The sequence below is a fragment of the Rhodococcus sp. OS5 genome, from assembly GCF_056837585.1.
On the sequence record NZ_CM166368.1, the window covers coordinates 2,922,119 to 2,942,706 of the forward strand.

At 63.9% G+C, this 20,588-nt stretch carries 15 protein-coding genes; 6 read left to right on the forward strand and 9 right to left on the reverse strand.

Translation table 11 applies throughout. The annotated features are described in order from the left end of the window. Positions 1–47 precede the first annotated feature (47 nt). The 3 genes from ACVZUB_RS13810 to ACVZUB_RS13820 all read left to right on the forward strand — a co-directional run bounded on the left by ACVZUB_RS13810 (position 48) and on the right by ACVZUB_RS13820 (position 3,611). Complete coding sequence (locus ACVZUB_RS13810) at positions 48–1,316, forward strand: class I SAM-dependent RNA methyltransferase (protein WP_482628485.1); 1,269 nt, start codon at positions 48–50, stop codon at positions 1,314–1,316. Between the two features lie 154 nt (positions 1,317–1,470). Next, entirely contained in the window at positions 1,471–1,959 is a 489-nt protein-coding gene (locus tag ACVZUB_RS13815; protein WP_003942624.1) for a MarR family winged helix-turn-helix transcriptional regulator, read from the forward strand. Between the two features lie 5 nt (positions 1,960–1,964). Continuing rightward, positions 1,965–3,611 (forward strand): MDR family MFS transporter, encoded by a 1,647-nt coding sequence (locus ACVZUB_RS13820; protein ID WP_007732863.1) that lies wholly within the window; start codon positions 1,965–1,967, stop codon positions 3,609–3,611. A 51-nt stretch (positions 3,612–3,662) separates the two neighbouring features. On the opposite strand, the gene ACVZUB_RS13825 is transcribed toward ACVZUB_RS13820, so the two are convergent. Further along, positions 3,663–4,328, reverse strand: coding sequence for an SIMPL domain-containing protein (locus tag ACVZUB_RS13825; protein ID WP_482628486.1), 666 nt, complete (start codon positions 4,326–4,328; stop codon positions 3,663–3,665). A gap of 9 nt (positions 4,329–4,337) precedes the next feature. Then, on the reverse strand, positions 4,338–6,164 hold the full coding sequence (gene glsA / locus ACVZUB_RS13830; RefSeq protein ID WP_047269337.1) for a glutaminase A: 1,827 nt from the start codon (positions 6,162–6,164) through the stop codon (positions 4,338–4,340). A gap of 252 nt (positions 6,165–6,416) precedes the next feature. Here glsA and dxs point away from each other — a divergent pair, with 252 nt between their 5' ends. Further along, positions 6,417–8,363, forward strand: a complete 1,947-nt coding sequence (gene dxs / locus ACVZUB_RS13835) for a 1-deoxy-D-xylulose-5-phosphate synthase (protein ID WP_007732868.1) — start codon at positions 6,417–6,419, stop codon at positions 8,361–8,363. Positions 8,364–8,451: 88 nt separating this feature from the next. Here dxs and ACVZUB_RS13840 read toward each other — a convergent pair whose 3' ends face one another. Together ACVZUB_RS13840 and ACVZUB_RS13845 are read right to left on the reverse strand one after the other, a co-directional pair. Next, positions 8,452–9,894 carry a sugar porter family MFS transporter gene (locus tag ACVZUB_RS13840; RefSeq protein WP_050656622.1) on the reverse strand — a complete coding sequence of 481 codons (1,443 nt, stop codon included), beginning with the start codon at positions 9,892–9,894 and terminating at the stop codon, positions 8,452–8,454. 350 nt (positions 9,895–10,244) lie between these two features. Next, a complete protein-coding gene (locus ACVZUB_RS13845; RefSeq protein ID WP_054828247.1) occupies positions 10,245–11,261 on the reverse strand; it encodes an iron-siderophore ABC transporter substrate-binding protein in 1,017 nt (338 codons plus the stop codon). A 123-nt stretch (positions 11,262–11,384) separates the two neighbouring features. Here ACVZUB_RS13845 and ACVZUB_RS13850 point away from each other — a divergent pair, with 123 nt between their 5' ends. Beyond that, positions 11,385–11,936, forward strand: coding sequence for a TetR/AcrR family transcriptional regulator (locus ACVZUB_RS13850; RefSeq protein ID WP_003942617.1), 552 nt, complete (start codon positions 11,385–11,387; stop codon positions 11,934–11,936). A gap of 102 nt (positions 11,937–12,038) precedes the next feature. After that, entirely contained in the window at positions 12,039–13,610 is a 1,572-nt protein-coding gene (locus tag ACVZUB_RS13855; RefSeq protein ID WP_081557794.1) for a GMC oxidoreductase, read from the forward strand. 66 nt (positions 13,611–13,676) lie between these two features. Here the strand turns inward: ACVZUB_RS13855 and ACVZUB_RS13860 are convergent, their stop codons facing one another. From ACVZUB_RS13860 to ACVZUB_RS13880, 5 genes are all read right to left on the reverse strand, one after another. After that, complete coding sequence (locus ACVZUB_RS13860) at positions 13,677–15,782, reverse strand: 3-hydroxyacyl-CoA dehydrogenase NAD-binding domain-containing protein (protein ID WP_482628487.1); 2,106 nt, start codon at positions 15,780–15,782, stop codon at positions 13,677–13,679. Next, positions 15,783–17,003 carry a thiolase family protein gene (locus tag ACVZUB_RS13865; RefSeq protein ID WP_003942598.1) on the reverse strand — a complete coding sequence of 407 codons (1,221 nt, stop codon included), beginning with the start codon at positions 17,001–17,003 and terminating at the stop codon, positions 15,783–15,785. A gap of 161 nt (positions 17,004–17,164) precedes the next feature. Continuing rightward, positions 17,165–18,454, reverse strand: a complete 1,290-nt coding sequence (locus ACVZUB_RS13870) for an HRDC domain-containing protein (protein ID WP_482628488.1) — start codon at positions 18,452–18,454, stop codon at positions 17,165–17,167. A gap of 11 nt (positions 18,455–18,465) precedes the next feature. After that, positions 18,466–19,872: a WS/DGAT/MGAT family O-acyltransferase gene (locus tag ACVZUB_RS13875; RefSeq protein WP_003942594.1), complete on the reverse strand. Its 1,407-nt coding sequence runs from the start codon at positions 19,870–19,872 to the stop codon at positions 18,466–18,468. A gap of 60 nt (positions 19,873–19,932) precedes the next feature. After that, positions 19,933–20,523, reverse strand: a complete 591-nt coding sequence (locus ACVZUB_RS13880) for a DUF3000 domain-containing protein (protein WP_003942604.1) — start codon at positions 20,521–20,523, stop codon at positions 19,933–19,935. Positions 20,524–20,588: the final 65 nt, after the last annotated feature.

Below are 20,588 nucleotides of genomic sequence, written 5' to 3' on the forward strand. Positions count from 1 at the left end.
CACCGGCGAAAAATGATCGGCAACATCGAAATGGCAGGCGTAGTTCGTTGAGTGAGAATTGGACCGGACAGACCTTCGAGGTCGATCTGGGCAACCCCGGTCACGGCGGGTTCGTCGTCGCCCGGCACGAGGGGCGGGTCGTGTTCGTCCGTCACGGTTTGCCGGGGGAGCGGGCGCTGGTCCGGGTGACCGAGGACAAGGGCGGATCGTTCTGCCGCGCCGACGCGATCACCGTTCTCGACGCTTCTCCGCATCGGATCGATCCGACATGCCCGATCTCCGGCCCGGGCGGGGCGGGCTGCTGCGACTACTCGCACGCGGATCTGAGCGTCCAACGTGAGATGAAGACCTCGGTCGTGCGGGAGCAGCTTCTGCGACTGGCTCGTGTCGAATCGGACGTCGAGGTAGAGGAACTGCCCGGAACCGGAGACGGAACGGGTTGGCGCACGCGAGTCCGGTTGGCGGTGGACGGGCACGGTGTCGCCGGATACCACGCGTACCGCAGCAACCGGATCGTCACAGACCTGCGGTGCACCCAGATCGATCAGAGCGCGTACGACGGTCTCGGCGGTGCGCAGTGGGCGCCAGGTAGCGAGCTGCAGGTCGTTCTCGACGCTGCGGGCGAGCGGCACGTCGTGGAAATCGCGGCACCCGCGGTGTCCAAGACGGGACGGCGGACGCCCGGGCGACGCGGCGCGATGGCACGCCGAGCGGCAAGCGGCGGCCCGCGAAAGACCCGAGTTGCCATCGGATCGGACACAGTGATCGAGCGCGTCGGCAATCGAGAATGGGCGCTGGCCGCGACCGGTTTCTGGCAGGCCCATCGCGGCGCTGCGGCCACTTACTCACAGGTGGTCGGTGATTGGGCCGGAGCCGCTACCGCGGACACGGCCTGGGATCTCTACGGCGGTGTCGGCGTGTTCGCAGCAGCGCTCGCCGAGCTTGTCGGGCCGTCCGGCGTGGTGGAGTCCGTCGAATCTTCGGCGCGTGCAGTCGCGGACGGGCAGGCAGCGCTGTCCGATCTCGGTCAGGTGCGCTTCCACAGCGCCCGCGTCGAGAACATCATCGCGGATCTGGAGCGTTCGCCTGCTGTCGTCGTGCTCGACCCGCCACGTGCGGGAGCCGGCCGTCCGGTCGTGGAAGCTCTCGCCGCAACGGGCGTTGAGCGGATAGTCCATATCGGGTGCGACCCGGCGTCGTTCGGTCGCGATATCGGCCTCTACCTGGAGCAGGGCTTCAGAATCGGTGGCCTCCGGGCGTTCGACGCGTTCCCCCAGACTCACCACATGGAGTGCATCGCGCTCCTCGAACGCTGAGACGTCCCGAAATCTTTCCCTGAAACGGTGTGACGCTTCTCGCGTTCACAACAGTTGCTTGCATTACGCAACTAATCGTATAGTTGCGTTCTGCAAGTAGTTTTCCGTTTTCAAGTCACGGCTCGTTCGGGCCACTCGAATTCAGGGGTAGGCAATGTCGGTACAGCCGGAGACGGCCCAAGCGCTCGTCGACACGATCTTCATGTTCGGCAGATCGCTGCGAGCCGCGGTCACCACCGGTGCAGACAGCCTGCTGCCGCCTGCGCTGGTCAGTGTGTTGTTCATGCTGGCAGCGCGTGGGGAGTGCCGACAGAACGAATTGGCCGTCGATCTGTGTGTCAGTCAGTCGTCGCTCAGCCGACAAATGTCGGATCTGGTCGACGCTGGGTATGTCGAGAGAAATCCCGATCCGGCTGACAAGCGGGCGTTCCGCATCCGAGTATCGGAAGAGGGACACGACGTTTTACGGAGAACCACGCAGCGGCGTGCGGCGCGTTTGCGCAACATGCTCGAAGACTGGAGCCAGGAAGAGGCCATGGCCGCAGTGACATCGCTGCAACGTCTCAACGAGACGTTCGGCGCATCGAATCGGCAGGCCTCACCGGCAGTTCCGCACACGGGCGTAGAAAGTATTGGGAGATAAGGCACATGGCAGCAACAGTAGGAGAAACCCGGGCAAGTACCGGAGGTGACGGATCGGCTCGCGAAGCGGGCGCGATGACTCACCGCGAAATTCTCGAAGCACTCACCGGACTCATCGCGGCGCTGTTCACCGCGCTGCTCAGCAGCACCATCGTTTCGACAGCGCTTCCCACGATCATCGGTGAACTGCACGGAACTCAGACGCAGTACGCCTGGATCATCACGACAGCGTTGCTCGCCACCGCGGCGTCGACGCCGATCTGGGGCAAGCTTGCCGACCTTTACAACAAGAAGGTGCTGGTCCAGACCGCGATCGTCATCTTCGTGATCGGCTCGGTCATCGCCGGCGCGGCGCACAACGTTCCGTTGCTGCTCGGTGCGCGTGTCATCCAGGGCATCGGTATGGGCGGTCTGACCGCTCTCGTCGTAGCCATCATCGGCACGATCATCCCGCCGCGAGATCGCGGTCGCTATTCCGGATACATGGGTGCGGCCATGGCCGTCTCGATGTCCGGTGGACCGATCCTCGGCGGCGTCCTCGTGGACACTGCCGGCTGGCGCTGGTGCTTCTACGTATGTGTTCCGCTGGCAGTCATCGCACTGTTCCTGCTTCAGCGCACACTGCACGTCGAGACCGTGAAGAAGGACAACGTCTCCATCGACTGGATGGGCGCCACCTTGCTCACCGCCGGTGTCAGCGTCCTACTGATCTGGGTGTCGTTTGCCGGTCAGGACGACTACTACGCCTGGTTCTCGAAGGAGTCGGCCTTCTTCGTCATCGGTGGTCTGGCCCTGCTCGGCCTGACGATGTTCGTCGAATCCAAGGTCAAGGATCCGATCCTGCCGATCAAGATCATCACCGAGCGCACAACGGCTCTCGCGATCATCGCCTCGATCGCAGTTGGTGTCGGCCTCTTCGGCGCGACGACGTTCCTGACGCAGTACTTCCAGACCGCACGCGGATTCGATCCCACCGAAGCCGGATTGCTCACCATTCCGATGGTCGCAGGCATGCTCGTCGCCTCGGTCGGCTCGGGCCAGCTGATCACCAAGTTCGGTCAGTGGAAGCCCTTCATCGTCGCCGGCGCAGTTCTGCTGCTGGTCGGTTTCGGGCTGCTGTCGACGATCGACCACGCAACCAGCCTCTGGACCATCGGAATCTTCATCGCCATCGTGGGTCTCGGTACCGGCATGCTGATGCAGAACATCGTTCTCGCCGTGCAGAACACGGTCAGCGTCGAGAACATCGGCGCGGCCAGCAGTATCGTGGCGTTCTTCCGCACCTTCGGCGGCGCGATCGGCGTGTCGGTGCTCGGTTCGATTCTTGCGACCCGCGTCAAGACACTGACAGTCGATTCGGTCTCCACCTTGCCGCCCGAGCAGCAGGCAGTAGCTGGCAAGAGCCTCCAGGACGGCCTCGACCTGAGCAATATGCCTGACTTCGTCTCGCAGATCGTTCGGTTCGCCTACGGCGACGCAACAGGACGGATCTTCCTGGTCGCAGCGGTCGTCGCCGTGGTCACGCTCGTGTCGGTCATCTTCATCCCGAACCGTCCGTTGCGCACCACCATCGACATGGCAACCCCCGACGCCGAGCAGAAGTTCGAAGAAGAACGCGAAGAGAAGAACGAGGAGAAGAACCTCACTCGCTGATCCGCAAGCCCGGCTGGTCTACTGCCGGCCGCGTCTTCTGAATTACTGTTGTCACGCCATAGCCCATCGAACGCGGACCGAGATCGATTCTTCGATCTCTCCGCGTTCGACGGCTATCGGGGCCGAATTCGCTTTCATCGCCGCGACACGTCCGCGCATCGGCACGATCTGGTCGAAGTCCTCGAGCACCTCGAGGACTTCGACCAGATCTTTGTCTGCCAGGTCTGCGAACTGTCTGGCCTTCGATTCGGCTGCCGTCCAGGCCAATTCGCGTGCTCTTGTCGCCAGATCGCTGCGGTCGTCGAGATCGAACTCCAGTCCGTCGAGCCGAATCGCGTCGCCACCCACCGATACACATGCCGCGATGACGGCAGCGGGGGAGTTCGCCGCTTCCGGCTCCAGCTCTCGCAGTACGACTCGGAAAGTTGTCGATGCCGTGAATCCTGTTGTCTCCTGGCGGCCTCCGTCGCTCCACTGAGTCTGCGGATGGACGCTCAGCCCGGCGGTGGTGGGGTCCGCTCCGCGCACACCGCGCGCGTGCAGGGTCTCGGTCAGCGCAGTGGACAGACGCGCGACGGCGTCGAATGCGTCGGAAACGGCCGTCTGTGTCACCGATACTCCGATCGTCAATCGCACGATGTCGGGAACAGCTGTTGCAGTGGCAGTTCCGGTCACCGTGACAGTGGACGGCTCCGAGGTGAAGGCGGTGGTGGGCACGTGTGGTTCCTATCCGATTCGTCCGGCGGATATGACACTCCGCAACATCAGGTCCAATTGCTCGTAGGCGCCCGCAGCCAGTCGTTCGAGAAGCGCAAGTTTCAACTCGGGTGCCTGTGCGGTCAGTTCTGCATATCGCTCCGGAGTCAGCACGGCCACGGTGACCGTGGAATCGGCGCGGATGTCGTTGAGGAACGGAGTGTCGAGGAACATCGTCATCTCGCCGAACGTCATTCCGGCGGAGAGCGTCGTGATGCGGTGCTCGACCCCGTGCGCGTCGGTGAACATGGTGCTGACCTGGCCACTGAGAATCAGGTAGAAGCCAGACGCCGATTCACCTCGGCGGGCGATCTTCTCGCCGCGGGCATAGGTTCGCGTTTCCAACTCTGCCGAGAATCCCTCGATCTGTGCCGCGGACAGAGCATCGAGAACTGGGTGGTCCTCGATCGAGATCGTCGACGCCTGCCGATCGGCCTCACAATGCACCGCAAGCAGCGTGTCTTCGCACCACTGCATGGCGGAATCGAGATCGGCAAAAACCCGACCACTTCTTCTGGCGGGGTCGATGCTCGAACTTCGTTGTCCCAGCAGTCCTTGCGGATCGACGACGGCCACCGCACAAGCCTGCTCGGCCAGTTGAACCTGCAGCGCGGTGATCATGCGTACTGCGACGTCGCTGGCGTCGTCGACGCGGCGGACGTCGATGACGACAACTTCGAGGCCCTCGTCCACCGAGCCGATTTCGCGGACCGCCGATTCGGCACCGGTGAAGAGGAGATCGCCGTGCAGTTCGTAGACCCGGCTGCGCTTGCCGACGTCGTCGAGCACGGCTTGTTCGGTCGGGGTGCGTCGTACTCGCGACGGTGCTTCGATGACGCTGTATCTGGCCCGGATCGACGAGCGTGACGCCCGCGTCACGTGGAGGAAGTGCAGTTCGAGTTCCTTCGACAGTGCCCGGGCAGACGCAACTCCGCGAACACTGTTGCCGTGAACGTCGAGCCTGGGGGAGTACACGGCGATCCCGATCTGGCCCGGCAGAACCGCCAGCACTCCGCCGCCGACACCGCTCTTGGCCGGCAATCCGACCTCTACCAGCCACTTGCCGGCGCCGTCGTACATCCCGCAGGTTGCCATGACACTGAGGACCTGTTCGACGCCTGCGGGTGCCAGCGCACGCTCGTGGGTGAGCGGATTGACGCCGTTGTTCGCCATCGTCGCAGCCATCAGACTCAGATCACGGCAGGTCACGTCGATCGAACACTGACGGAAGTACAGGTCGACGGCCTCGTCGGGATTGCCGGTGATGACGTCGAAGGATCGCAGCATGTGGCCGATCGCACGGTTGCGGTGACCGGTGCGGGCCTCGGAGGTGTAGACGGCTTCGTTGAAGGTCAGCTCGCGGCCTGCGTATCGCGAGTACGCCGAGCGGATGCGCTCGAAGCGGGCCTCGGGATTCGGTCCGGCAACCAGTGATGCAGCGGTGATCGCCCCGGCATTGATCATGGGGTTTCGTGGCCGTTCGGTGAGCGGGTCGAGGCTGATTTCGTTGAACGGCTCGCCGGATGGTTCGACGTCGATTTTCGCGGCAACCGCCTCGCTTCCTCGATCGGCGAGAGCCAAGGCGTAGGTGAAGGGCTTCGAGATCGACTGAATGGTGAACGGGATTCGCGAGTCACCGATCTCGTAGACGTAACCGTCTACGGTGGCGATGCAGATTCCGAACGAATCGGGGGCGACCGCCGCGAGTTCGGGGATGTAGTCGGCCAACTCGCCTTCGTCGAGTGATCGGACTTCGTCGAACACTCGCGTTATCAGGTCGTCGACCACAGTTCCCATACGTCGACCTTAAGCTGACATGGCGGTCGTTTTGTGGAAGAAGAGTTGCCGAGTCGATCGCGACGGATCCCATTTGTCTGTGATTGCGATCACGAGCGATCCGCGGGATTTCGCTGTTACGCGAAGTCACACCGGAATCGGGCCGAGTCCGCGTGTCGGTTCGCCGGAACGCTCCGTAGACTGGCAGCACTGTCGCGAAGACAGCCGCGGCGCGCACCGGTGCAGCTGTGAAGCACGGAGGGAGCGATCTCGTTGGGTGTTCTTGCCCGCATTCAGGGTCCTGACGATCTACGTCAGTTGAGCCACGCCGAGATGACGGAGTTGGCCGACGAGATTCGTGAGTTCCTCGTGCTGAAGGTCGCTGCGACCGGTGGTCACCTCGGGCCCAACTTGGGCGTCGTGGAGTTGACCCTCGCACTGCACCGAATTTTCGACTCGCCGCAGGACGCGATCATCTTCGACACGGGCCATCAGGCCTACGTACACAAGATCCTCACCGGTCGTCAGGATCAGTTCGACACTCTGCGTAAGCAGGGCGGACTGTCCGGGTATCCGTGCCGCGCCGAGAGCGAACACGACTGGGTCGAGTCCTCTCACGCTTCCGCCGCGCTGTCCTATGCCGACGGCCTCGCGAAGGCCTTCGCGCTGACGGGTCAGAATCGCCACGTAGTTGCCGTCGTCGGTGACGGTGCGCTGACCGGCGGAATGTGTTGGGAAGCTCTCAACAACATCGCGGCAGGCAAGGACCGTTCGGTGGTGATCGTCGTCAACGACAACGGCCGCTCCTACGCACCGACCATCGGCGGACTCGCCGACCATCTTTCGGCACTGCGCACTGCGCCGAGTTACGAGCGCGCCCTCGACAGTGGCCGACGCATGGTCAAGAGACTGCCCTGGGTGGGGCGCACCGCGTACTCCGTCCTGCACGGAATGAAGGCGGGTCTCAAAGACGCGGTCAGCCCTCAGGTCATGTTCACCGATCTCGGTATCAAATACCTCGGACCGGTGGACGGACACGACGAAGCCGCCATGGAATCGGCATTGCGCCGGGCGAAGGCCTACGGCGGACCGGTCATCGTGCATGCCGTCACTCGAAAGGGCAACGGTTACGCACACGCCGAGAACGACGTGGCCGACCAGATGCATGCCACCGGTGTCATCGATCCCGTCACCGGTCGCGGCACCAAGTCGTCCGCGCCGGACTGGACGTCGGTCTTCTCGGCCGCGTTGATCGAGCAGGCTTCGCGTCGTGAGGACATCGTCGCCATCACCGCGGCGATGGCCGGGCCCACCGGCCTCGCGGCCTTCGGTGAGAAGTTCCCCGATCGGATCTTCGACGTCGGTATCGCCGAGCAGCATGCGATGACCTCGGCCGCCGGTCTTGCACTTGGCGGACTTCACCCCGTCGTTGCTATCTACTCGACCTTCCTCAATCGGGCTTTCGACCAGTTGTTGATGGACGTCGCTCTGCTCAAGCAACCGGTGACAGTCGTGCTCGACCGCGCCGGGGTCACCGGAGTCGACGGCGCCAGCCACAACGGCGTCTGGGATCTTTCGCTGCTCGGAATCATCCCGGGGATCCGCGTCGCGGCACCGCGTGACGCCGACACGCTGCGGGAAGAACTGGACGAGGCGCTTCTCGTCGACGACGGCCCAACCGTCGTTCGTTTCCCGAAGGGCGCTGTACCCGAAGCGATTCCGGCCGTGAAGCGACTCGACGGAATGGTCGACGTTCTCAAGTCCAGCGAGGGTGAGCGCGGCGACGTGCTCCTCGTCGCGGTGGGCCCGTTTGCATCCCTGGCACTCGAGATTGCCGAGCGGCTCGACAAGCAGGGCATCTCGGTTGCCGTCGTCGATCCGCGGTGGGTTCTGCCGGTCGCGGATTCGCTGGTGAAGATGGCGGACAAGTACGCCCTCGTGGTCACCATCGAAGACGGTGGTCTGCACGGCGGCATCGGTTCGACGGTCTCGGCGGCGATGCGGGCAGCCGGAGTGCACACGTCGTGCCGCGACATGGGCGTTCCCCAGCAGTTCCTCGATCACGCCAGCCGCGAGGCCATCCACAAGGAACTCGGACTCACGGCTCAGGACCTCTCCCGCAAGATCACCGGCTGGGTGGCGGGCATGGGCAGCGTCGGTGTCCACGTCCAGGAAGACGCGTCCTCGGCGTCGGCTCAGGGCGAAGTCGCGCAAGGCTGACGGCTCGTCTCACGATAATCTCGAAAAGCGGTGGCCCTCGGATCAATCCGAGGGCCACCGCTTTTCGGTGTGACACCGTGAGATCTCGTTACTGGACGGATTCGAGTGTGCTGCCTCGCGTTTCCTTCACGAATCGCAGGACGACGAACAGCGACAACACTGCCATGACGGCGTAGCCGGCGTAGGTGTACGACAGATTCCAATCGGCCAGTGCCGGGAACGTCCAGGAGACCAGGAAGTTCGCGACCCAGTTGGTGGCGGTCGCAATTCCTACTGCTGCAGCACGCACGCGGTTGGGGAACATCTCGGAGATCAACACCCAGACCACCGGGCCCCAGGACAGAGCGAAGAAGAATACGAATGCGTTCGCACCGATAAGTGCGATAGTCGCGTTCGCTCCGGTCAGCGTGGCCACAGATTCGCCGATCTCGTTCTTGGTCACTGTTGCCGAATGGAAACAGAACGCCGCGGTGCCCAGTGAGATGGCCATACCGGCGGAACCGACCAACAACAGCGGCTTTCGACCGACCCGGTCGATGACGGCGATGGCGACAAATGTACCGACGATGTTGACCAAGGCGCTCACGACGCTGATCAGCAGGGATCGGTCGGCGCCGAATCCGACCGCCTGCCAGAGGGTGCTCGAGTAGTAGAAGATCACGTTGATACCGACGAACTGCTGCAATGCGGCGAGTGCAATACCGACCCACACCAGATGGGAGACCCCGAGCCGCTTCGAGAAGAGTTGGCGGACTGTGGTCTTGGCTTGCTTCTCCGTCAGAGATTCGCGGATCTCGTTCATGCGTTCGGTGACGGCGTCGTGATCTCCACCTTCGAGATCGGAGATGATCTTGCGAGCACGATCGTCCTTGCCCTGCGCCACGAGGAACCGTGGAGATTCGGGAATCGTGGTTGTCATGATCAGGTACAGGACTGCGGGAACCGCCTCGAGCATCAGCATCCACTGCCAGGCTTCGAGGCCTGCGATCTGATTGCGATCACCACCGGCCGCGGCCTGGAGGGCGTAATTGACCAACTGCGACACGGCGATTCCGAGAACGATCGCCAGTTGGTACATAGAGCCGAGACGTCCGCGAATCGCGGCGGGGGAGATCTCCGCGATGTAGGCCGGGGCGATGACTGACGCGAAACCCACTGCCAGGCCGCCGACCACGCGCCAGAACGTGAGGTCGTAGACGCTGAACGGAATTGCGGAGCCTACGGCGCCGATGATGAACAACACCGCGGCTATCTGCATGACGCGGATGCGGCCGAGTCGGTCGGCGAGTGTGCCTGCGATCCAGGCGCCGAGTGCTGCGCCGAGCAGAGTCAGTGAGACCGTGAGCCCGGTGCCCGAGGCGCCGATGTCGTACTTGTCTCGGATCGCACCGACCGCCCCGTTGATGACGGCGGTGTCGTATCCGAACAGAAAACCGCCGAGCGCGGCGGCGCCGGCGAAGAGCACTGCATGTCCGACGTCGGCGCGAGTAGCGCCTGATCCTCCGCCGGAGGCGGTTCCGCTGAATGCCATTCCTGCCCCCTCAAAGGCCCTACGGTCGACACCCCGATGCGCCGATCCATCCGCGAGCACTCTGCACGCTACGCCCACCCGGGCAGATTTGGCGGGGACTCACGCGCCGTTACCCAGCTGAGTCCATTCCCGCAGCGAATCAGCTGGACACAGTAATGCCGTATTGATTGCAGTTATTATGCAAACAATATGGTAAGTGCAGGTGAGGGCGCTTTACTCGCCCGAGCGGCGCTCGGCTTTTGCTGCGATGTCTTCGAGATCCTTCGCCATGAATTTCCGGGTCACCCGCCTCTCCGGCGAGCCGTTCGATACGGATCACGCCGGAGAGGGTTGTCGGGAAAATCTCGTTTCTAGGCGGAGGCGCGCTTTGCGGCTTCGCTCAACGTCGGTGTGATCTGGCCGAGGACCCACGGCGTGCTCAGGACGTTGACGTTGCTCAGTCCGCCGATGACCCGGGTGTCGCTGAGGAATGCGGTGGATCCACGCTTGACCGCGCCGAGTCCACCGACTGCGGGTATGCCGGACGGATCACCGGAGCCGTCGGTGAAGCCGACGATCACATCGGCGTCGATGTCGGCGATGTTCTCGTAGGAGATCGTCTTGAAGAACGATCCACCTGCATTGTCCGCGGCTAGCTTCTCGACGCCCGGCGCGTTGACGAATCCGAGTTCGGTCAGCACCTGGACCCGCGGATCAGTGGGCAGATAGACGTTGATGTTGCTCGAATCGGTGTCGAAGTTGACCACTGCCAATGTCTTTCCGGCGAACTCCGGGTGGGCTGTGGCGGTATCGGCGAGAGTCGCGTCGAGGCCGTCGACGAGCTTGTCGGCCTCTTCGCTCTTGCCGACTGCCTTGCCGACGATGCGGGTCTGGTCCTGCCAGGATGTCTGCCAGGCCGCGCCGGGGTAAGCGGCCGTCGGTGCGATCTTGCTCAGTTGGTTGTAGACGGATTCCTCGAAGCCCTCGTACGGCGCGAGGATGACGTCGGGGGTCAACGACGCGATGGACTCGATCGGCGGTTCTCCGCTGGCCGGCATGTCGAAGAGCGTTGTCTTGTCCGCGTCGAAGTAGTCCTGCGCCCAGGGCATGACGCCGTTGTCGTCCGCACCGTAGGTGTACTTGGGCTGTCCGACCGGAGTCAGATCGAGTGCGTACAGGATGTCCTGCGCGTTCCATCCGAGGGTGACGAGGCGCTCGGGCTTCGAGTCGATGGTCGTGGTGCCGAAGGTGTTCTCGATGCTGACGGGGAATCCGCCCGTACCTTGGGATGGCGTGGATGTGCCTGAATCCGAGGAGCACGAGACAAGTGCGGTGACCGCGATTGCAGCCGCACCGAGGGCAGTGAAGCCCCGAACAGAAGTTTTCATGAAGGGCAGCCTAACCTACTGAATTTCGGCAGCCAAACGAAACCGATTGTGCCGTTTATGCAGGTGGGAGTCGGATCTGGACCGCGTTCTCAGTGCACCGTTTCGGTGGGCAATACTTTCCTCGTGCGATCACAGCAGAAGATTCTCGGCGCCGCCCTCGGACTGATCGAAGGTGGCGGATTCGAGGCTGTGAACATTGCCGCAGTTGCCACCGCGGCCGGTGTCTCGCGCCAGACGGTGTACTCGATTTTCGGCACACGTGAAGAGGTCGTCTCTCAGGCGATGGGCGGTCTCGCTGTCGAGGTCCTCGGGGAGATCACGGCACAGGTGGAGTCGGTCGATACGGCGTGTGACTACGTCGTCGAATTCATCGTTGCCGCGCGAACTGCCGTGCGTGCTCACCCGGTGCTCGCGACTCTGCTCCTCGCCGAGCGGGGAAACCCTGTCTTCGATCTCGAAATGATGAGTCGAGCAATACCTTTCGCTGGTCAGATGCTCACCCCTATGGTCGAACGTGGCCTCGCCACGGAGGCGGAGTTGGATGAGATAGTGGAAATCGCCGTGCGACTGGGGCTTTCGGTTGTTGCATTCGACAGTGACCTCGTACATTCCGACGACTCCTTGCGGGCCTTTCTCTCGAGGTGGCTCGGGCCCGCAATCCGGTCGACCTCGTAGTTCCTTGCCTGCTCCGCCAAAACCTTGACACTCGAGCGTCAGAGTGTCTAGTTTTGGCGTGCCCGGAATTCTCTGGCGACATTCTTCGAGGGAGCACCAGTCATGTCCGGAGTGAAACGTAGATCGTTCTTGGCCGGTACGGCCGCCGTGGGAGTCGCGATGATGGCGCCACGCACGGCCAGGGCTGCAACAGGGATTCCGCTGACACGTGAAGTGCACCGTGTCGTGGTTATCGGATCGGGGTTCGGCGGCGGGGTGACGGCACTTCGCCTGGCCGAGGCGGGGGTTCCGGTCACTTTGCTGGAGAGAGGGATTCGGTGGCAGACCGGGCCGAATGCCGAAACTTTCCCGCACCCCGCCAGCCCGGACAAGCGCATCCTCTGGCATCAGTCCAACCCGACTCTGTTCGGCAGGCCGGCGATCTTCGAGCCATACGCGGGTTTGTTGGAGACGGTGACCGGTGAGAACATGACCGCGATCTGCGCAGCCGGTGTGGGCGGCGGATCGCTTGTGTACCAAGGGATGACGCTGCAACCGGAAGAAGCGGTCTTCAACACGCACTTTCCGGAGGAGCTCGATTACGCACGAATGGGCCGCGTCCATTACCCGCGGGTGGCGCGGATGCTGCAAGTGGAAACTGCACCAGACGAACTGATTTCCAGCCCGAACTACGAGGCGGCACGTGTATTCGCGCGTAACGCAGCGCGTTCCGGTCTACCCGTGTCGAAGATTCCGATGCCGATCGACTGGAACTTCGCGTTGGCCGAATTGAGGGGTGAGATGAAGCCGTCTTACACCAACGGTGACGGCGCGCTCGGTGTCAACAACGGTGGCAAGCATTCGGTGGATGTCACCTACATTGCGGCTGCGGAAGCGACCGGATTGGTGAATGTGGAGACTCTGCACCAGGTCACCGATGTCGAGCGGGCCGCCGACGGACGGTGGCGCGTGTACGTGGACCGGACCGACATTTCCGGCAAGATTCTCGAGAACAAGATCTTGACGACGGATGCGCTCGTGATGGCTGCAGGCAGCATGAACACCACCAAACTCCTGGTCCGCGCCGCGGCAACGGGGCGGATCAGGGATCTACCGGACGAGCTCGGCGCAGGGTGGGGGACCAATGCCGATCGGATCTACATCTGGTCGGATCTCGCCGAGAACTTCGGTGCGACGCAGGGCGGGCCGGTCGTCTACGGCAGCCGGAACTGGGACGACCCGCATAATGCGTTCACCGTCATTCAGGCGTCGTTCCCGCCCGTTGCGTTCGACGCTCACAGCACGGTGATGGTCGGATTCGGTGTGAGCGGCGACCGAGGTCGGTTCGTGTACGACTCGGCGCGGGGTGAGGCGGTGCTCCGTTGGCCGAAGGACGGGGATTCGGCGATCCAGCAAGGCCACATCGGGCCGGCCGCCCAGCGGATCGCGGCAGGAGGACTGCTCACCGACACGAACGCGATACTGCCCTCCACGTGGCATCCCCTCGGCGGTGCCTGCATGAACTCGGTGTGCGATCTTGATGGGCGGGTTCTGGGCCAGCGGGGGTTGTACGTGCTCGACGGCGCTCTGCTGCCGGGAAACTCCGCTGCGTGCAATCCGTCGATGACCATCGCCGCCGTCGCGGAGCGTGCGCTCGAGAACATCGTGAAAGACGATGTGGGAACACTATTCTGAACCTGCGCAAACGCCACGGACGGCGTACCCGAAGGCACGCCATCCGTGACGGGTCGATCGACTGACTCAGACGCTGGCAACACCAGGCGCGAGGAAGCGCTTGCCGTTGACAGCCTCGGAGGTACCGGTGCGGTCCAGGTACGGCGTGATGCCGCCGTTCCAGAATCCGAATCCTCCGCCGAGCAGCAGGCAGAGGTCGATGTCCTCGGCTGCCGCTACGACGCCCTCGTCGAGCATGATCTGAATTTCCTCGGCAAATGCACGACGTGTGCGCTCGAGGACCTCTTCCGAGGTGGACACCTTGTCACCCTGCGGCCACAGTGCGGCGACCTCGGGGTCGACGGCCTGACCGTTCTCGCCCCAGGTCCACACGCCGGGCTTGCGGGCCTCGACGAGTGCTTCGAGTCCGGGTGAGCTCTTGAACCGGTCCGGGTACGACTCCTGCAGGGTCTCACCGGTGTGCAGTGCCACTGCGGGTCCGACGAGGGCCAGCAAGGTGAACGGCGACATGGGCATGCCGAGTTCGGCGATGGCATTGTCTGCGACGTCGAAGGGGGTGCCTTCGTCGACGGCGGACATGACCTCACCCAAGGTGCGGGTGACGAGGCGGTTGAAGACGAAGCCGGCCTTGTCGCCGCAGAGGACGGCGGACTTCTTCAGCGACTTCGCGGTGGCGAAAGCCGTTGCCAGAGTGGCATCATCGGTCTTGCTGCCCTTGATGATCTCGAGGAGGGGAAGAACGGCCACCGGGTTGAAGAAGTGGAAGCCGACCACACGCTCGGGATGTTCGAGGCCGGACGCCATCTCCGTGATGGAGAGCGAAGACGTGTTGGTGGCGAGGATGGTTTCGGGAGCGATGAACTGCTCGAGTTCCGCGAAGACCTTCTTCTTGACGTCCATGTTCTCGAAGACGGCTTCGATGACGAAGTCGGTCTTGGCGAACGCGGCCTTGTCGAGGGAGCCGGAGACGAGCGCCTTGAGGCGGTTCGCAGCGTCGGGGGACAGGCGTCCCTTGCCCTGGAGCTTCTCGATCTCGGTGTGGACGTAGCCGACACCCTTGTCGATGCGTTCCTGGTCGATGTCGGTCAGGATGACCGGCACCTTGAGCTGGCGGACGAAGAGCAGCGCGAGCTGGCTGGCCATGAGGCCGGCGCCGACGATGCCGACGCCGCTGACCTTACGAGCGAGCGAGCGGTCGGGTGCTCCGGCGGGACGCTTGGCGCGCTTGTTCACCAGATCGAAGGCGTACAGACCAGCCCGGAGCTCGTCCGTCAGCAGAAGATCGGCAAGAGCCTCGTCCTCGGCCGCGAAGCCCTTGTCGAGCGAGGCGGCATCGGTGATGTCGGTGCTGCGAGCCAGTTCGAGCAACTCGACGGCCTTGACGGCGCCGGGAGCGTTGCCCTTGGTCTTGCCGTCGACGATCGCCTTCGCACGAGCAATCGCGTCGTCCCAGCCCTGGCCACGATCGATCTCGGGGCGAGCGGGGGTCACTGTGCCGGCGAGGACCTGCGACGCCCAGGCGAGGGACTGCTCGATGAAGTCGGCGGAATCGAGAACGACGTCGACGACGCCGAGTTCGAGTGCCTTCTTGGGGGAGAGCACCTTGTTCTGGTTCAGCGAGTTCTCGATCACCACGGTGACGGCGTTCGACGGGCCGACGAGGTTGGGGAGCAACTGCGTTCCGCCCCAACCGGGGACCAGACCGAGGAATGCTTCCGGAAGACCCAGTGCGCCCGCATTGGCGGCAACCGTGCGGTAGTGGCTGTGCAGTCCGACCTCGAGGCCGCCGCCCAGAGCGACACCGTTGATGAAGGCGAACGTGGGAACGGACGACTCACGCAGGCGTCGGAACACCTTGTGACCCAAGCGGCCCAGCTCGAGTCCCTGCTCACGAGAGGTGATCGCGGGAACACCCTTGAGATCCGCGCCGGCGGCGAAGATGAACGGCTTGCCGGTGACGGCGATGGCAACCGGGTTGGCGGCAAAGGCTTCGTCGAGGGCGGCGTCGAATGCTGCGAGTCCGCCGGGACCGAAGGACGACGGCTTGGTGTGGTCGAAGCCGTTGTCGAGGGTGATCAGTGCAAAAGGGCCCTCGATGCCGGGGACCGAGATGATCTTCGTGTAGGCGTTCGTCACGACCTCGTCGGCGAATGCTGTTGCAATATAAGACATTTAGTTGACTCCTGCCTGGTAGTCAGCGTGGTTCGGGTTCTCCCAGATGACGGTGCCGCCCATGCCGAGGCCGATGCACATGGTGGTCAAGCCGTAGCGCACGTCGGGGCGTGTCGCGAACTGGCGGGAGAGCTGCGTCATCAGGCGAACGCCCGAGGAAGCGAGGGGGTGGCCACACGCGATGGCGCCGCCCCACTGGTTGACGCGCGGGTCGTCGTCGGCGATTCCGTAGTGCTCGAGGAACGCGAGGACCTGAACGGCGAACGCCTCGTTGATCTCGAAGAGTCCGATGTCCTCGATCTTGAGGCCGGTGCGTGCCAGCAGCTTCTCAGTGGCGGGAACCGGGCCGATGCCCATGACGGCGGGGTCGACGCCCTGGTAGGCGAAGCCCACCATGCGCATGCCGACCGGCAGGCCGAGCTCGGCTGCGGTGTCCTCACCGGCGAGCAGTGCTGCGGTGGCACCGTCGTTGAGTCCGGCTGCGTTACCGGCGGTGATGCGTCCGGCCGGTCGGAACGGCGTCTTGAGCTTCGCGAGATCTTCGACGGTGGTTCCGGGGCGCGGCGGCTCGTCTTCGGTGGCCAGACCCCAGCCCGCGGAACTGCGGGTGGCGACGGGGACCAGGGTGTCGGCGATGAAGCCGGCCTTCTTGGCAGCGTCGTACTTGTTCTGGCTGTTGACGGCGTAGGCGTCCGTGCGGTCCTTGGTGATGGTCGGGAACCGGTCGTGCAGGTTCTCGGCGGTGTTACCCATCACGAGGGCGCTCGGGTCGACCAGGCGGTCGGCGAGGAAACGCGGGTTGGGGTCTGCGCCCTCACCCATCGGGTGGTGACCCATGTGCTCGACGCCACCGGCGATCACGACGTCGTACTGGCCGAAGCCGATGCCCGACGCGGTCGTGGTGACGGCGGTCATCGCGCCGGCACACATGCGGTCGATGGCGAATCCGGGAACGGTTTCGGGGAGACCGGCGAGGATCGCAGCGGTGCGGCCGATGGTCAGGCCCTGGTCACCGGTCTGCGTGGTGGCTGCGACGGCAACTTCGTCGATCCGTGCGGGATCGAGCTGCGGGTTGCGGCGAAGCAGCTCACGAATCGCCTTGACGACGAGATCGTCTGCGCGCGTGTCGGCGTACATGCCTTTCGGGCCGGCCTTGCCGAACGGGGTGCGAATGCCGTCGACGAAGACGACGTTGCGTTGGTTGTTTGTGGATGGAGCCACGCGAATTCCTCCTGATGGAGCTGCCCACCGCACCGAAGGGCGGTGAGACGTTGGTTCGGCGATCACGGCCAGGCGTCCGGCCTCGTATCGAGCGTACTACTGCCCATTACTGACCGGTAACTTAACGTGCCGAATTGCTCCAACCTCACACCGGGGTCAGGTCAGGATTCCGGCTCTTCCACTTCGGGCTCGGCCGGGACCACGGAGTTCAGTGCCTCGGCGAGGACGGGAACGGTCAAAGTGCGTTGCCAGCCACGTGCGCCACCGGAAGTGAGCTTGGTCTCGATCGCACTCTCGACTTCGGCGATGTCCGAGTCCGGTCCCAGTTTCCAGTCCCAGCACAGGCGCCTGACCAGGTCGGGTTGGAGCAGATTCTCCACGGGCACCGAAACCTCTTTGCTCAGGTCCGACAGTGCTGCGCGCGCCGCGGTCAACCGATCAGCCGCCGCTGGATCCTGGCGGGCCCAGCGGCCGGCAGCGGGCGGCCCGACGATGGGCGGGGTTTTCGGCGGAAGCTCGCTGTCGGGGAGCCTGCGCGCGGCTTCCAGTGCGTCCATCCAAATACGCGAATACCGGCGTTGACGTGGTCCGCCGAAGACGGGAAGCGAGCGGAGCGCATCCAGCGACCGAGGATCTTTGAGAGCGGCATCGATGATCGCGGAGTCAGGAAGAACCCGACTCGGAGACACGTCGCGCTTGCGTGCGAGATCCTCGCGCGCCTGCCACAGCGCCCGTACTGCCGCCAACTGACGGGTGGTCTTGAGTGAGGTGATGTGCGACGTACGACGCCAGCGGTCCGGTTTGGGCTTGGGCGGGCCGGCCAGACGGATGTACTCGAACTCTTCCTTCGCCCACTCGAGCTTGCCTTGGGATTCGAGTTCGGCTTCCATTGCGTCGCGCAGTTCGAGAAGCACTTCGACGTCGAGGGCGGCGTAGTTCAACCAGGCGTCCGGCAGCGGACGTGTCGACCAGTCCGCAGCCCCGTGACCCTTGCGAAGTTCCACTCGCAGGGTTCGTTCCACGATCGCGGCGAGTCCGACTCGCTCGAACCCGGCCAGTCGTCCGGCCAGTTCGGTGTCGAACAGCTCGGCCGGCGTCAGGCCCAGTTCGGCGAGTCCGGGGAGATCCTGATCGGCAGAGTGCAGCACCCATTGCAACGGGTTGATCACCTCGGCCAACGGCTGCAGGTCTTGCGCTGTCGGAATCGGGTCGAGCAGGAACGATCCTGCTCCTTCGCGTCGAAGCTGGATCAGGTACGCCCGTGCCGAATAGCGGAATCCGGATGCGCGCTCGGCGTCCACGGCGAGCGGGCCGTGGCCGGAGGCCAGCGCGGCCGCGGCGTCGGCGACACCGGCGGCAGTGGTGATGACGTCCGGAACTCCGTCACGCGGAACGAGCAGCGGAACTACGTCGGAGGTGGGCTCGGTTGCATCATCGGTGACTTCGGACATGGTCACTGACTCTACGTCGCCGTCGGGGCCGGGGTTGTCACCTCAGCGTCGAACAGTTCGTCGAGTGCGGCTCCGAAACCTTGCGCGAGCTGGTCCAATTCGGGTGCCAGATCGGAGCAACTGACGATGCCGACGTCGAGTTTTCCGTCGAGAGACATCACCGTCACGTTGAGACCTGCTCCGTGAAAGATCGGGCCGAGCGGGAACATTCCCTTGATCTGGGCACCGAGGAAGTAGAGCGGGACCGGCGGTCCAGGCACATTCGACACGACCAGGTTGGACACGACGGGGTGACGCTCGGCGAGTTTGAGCGACGAGTACACGCGCATGGCGGCGCCGAACACCGCCGGCGAAGCGAACTGCGACCAGTCCTGGAGCATGTTCGCGCCCAGAGCCTCGTTGTGGTTCTTCGAGGTGGCGTTGTAATCGCTGATCGCGTGCAGGCGTTCGACCGGATCGGCGATCTGGGTGCCGAGTTGCGTGAACATGCCCGAGATCTGGTTCGTGCCCGGACGATCGGATTTGCCGTGGACCGACACCGGCACCATGGCGACGAGGGAGTCCTCCGGCAGCTCGTCCCGGTCCTCCAGATACTTACGCAGTGCCCCGGCGCAGAGCGCGAGAACCACGTCGTTGACCTTGACGCCGTGACGGTCCTTGACGGCTTTGACCTTCGCGAGATCGAGTTGACTGAACGCGACGTTGCGGTGACCGGTGATCGCGCCGTTGAACGAGGTCCGCGGCGCGGTGAACGGAGCAGGCATCGCTTCACCCTTTCGCGCACGCGTCACCCACTTCGGGAGCATGGCGATTCCGCCGGGGACCAGACGGGCAATTCTTGCGGGTCGGGCGATGACGGCCATGAGTCCGCCGATGGCGATGTCCAGCGTTCCCGCGTCGCCCGCACCCTGTGCGGTGGGATCCACGAGCGCCGGTGAATCCGGTTCGAGACTGCACAGCTGAGCCAGGATGTTCGCGCCGGTGACACCGTCGGCAGCGCTGTGATGGATCTTCGACATGACGGCGATCTGTCCGTCGGCAAGTCCCTCGATGACCCACATCTCCCACAGCGGTCGGGAACGATCCAGCGGTTGGCTCGCGATGTGTCCGGCGAGCTCTGCCAGTTCCGCGTGTGTGCCGGGAGCAGGTACCGCGGTCCGGTGGCAGTGCCGCTCGATGTCGAAATCGTGATCGTCGACCCACACGGGGTAGTCGAGATTGAGACGGGAATCTTTGAGTTTGCGCCGGAAGGTCGGCATGGTGGCCATTCGCGAGTCCAACTCGCGAAGCAGCTTCCGGTAGTCGTAGCCGCCCGGGATGGTCGTGGGGTCGAGCAGGACAAGTCCACAAACGTGCAATAGCTGGGTCGGTGTTTCCAAGTAGAGGAAGGTCGCGTCGAGTCCGCTGAGACGTTGCATGACTCATTCTAGAACAGGTTCTAGTATTTTTCCGGGGGAATGCTCAAACGAGTGACAGAGTTAGTCGTTCTGCCGCGACAGCGTGGTTATCCCGGCAGGCGGAAGCCCCGCCGCGTACGCGAGAACCTCGCAGAAAGCCTCGACGTGGTGAGCCAATTCGGACGAAGTTGCAGTCCAGGACGCTCGCAACTCCAGTTGATGGGCTCGCGGAGGCCCGGCGATGTCGCCGTACCGCACGGAAGTTGTAGCTGTGACCGTACCGCCCAGGGCCACAAAAGGTTCCGGTCCGGCCTCCAAAGCGTCCACCAGCCAACTCCAGGCTACTTCGGGAAGTAGTGGATCCGCGGCGACGGCTTCGTCGAGATCGGCCTGGATATACGCCACCAACCGCATGGTGCCGTTCCACGCCTCGTCGCCGTCCGGATCGAACAACAGGATCAGGCGGCCGAAAGCGTCACCTTCGGACTGCTCGGCCACTACATCGGAGTCCGGGTGGAGAACCTCGGCCCCCACCGCGTGGCTGTACGGAGCGAGACGCTGCGGAGGGCGGATGGGACCGACCTCTATCTCGGGCCGAACCCGCGCAGCGGTCATCGCCTCCACGGCGGCACGGAACTCGGCCGGGTCGGCTGTCGATCCGGATGTCGTCACAGGTCAGGACGTTAGTCGGGGATGCGGGCGGGGAGGTGGAGGCGCGCCGACCGAGTGTGGCTCGG

Bases quoted from the DNA above. Each gene is read 5' to 3' on its own strand.
- ACVZUB_RS13815 (WP_003942624.1), top strand. From the start codon at position 1,471: ATGTCGGTACAGCCGGAGACGGCCCAAGCGCTCGTCGACACGATCTTC.
- ACVZUB_RS13820 (WP_007732863.1), top strand. From the start codon at position 1,965: ATGGCAGCAACAGTAGGAGAAACCCGGGCAAGTACCGGAGGTGACGGA.
- glsA (WP_047269337.1), bottom strand. From the start codon at position 6,164: ATGGGAACTGTGGTCGACGACCTGATAACGCGAGTGTTCGACGAAGTC.
- ACVZUB_RS13840 (WP_050656622.1), bottom strand. From the start codon at position 9,894: ATGGCATTCAGCGGAACCGCCTCCGGCGGAGGATCAGGCGCTACTCGC.
- ACVZUB_RS13845 (WP_054828247.1), bottom strand. From the start codon at position 11,261: ATGAAAACTTCTGTTCGGGGCTTCACTGCCCTCGGTGCGGCTGCAATC.
- ACVZUB_RS13855 (WP_081557794.1), top strand. From the start codon at position 12,039: ATGTCCGGAGTGAAACGTAGATCGTTCTTGGCCGGTACGGCCGCCGTG.
- ACVZUB_RS13860 (WP_482628487.1), bottom strand. From the start codon at position 15,782: ATGTCTTATATTGCAACAGCATTCGCCGACGAGGTCGTGACGAACGCC.
- ACVZUB_RS13870 (WP_482628488.1), bottom strand. From the start codon at position 18,454: ATGTCCGAAGTCACCGATGATGCAACCGAGCCCACCTCCGACGTAGTT.
- ACVZUB_RS13875 (WP_003942594.1), bottom strand. From the start codon at position 19,872: ATGCAACGTCTCAGCGGACTCGACGCGACCTTCCTCTACTTGGAAACA.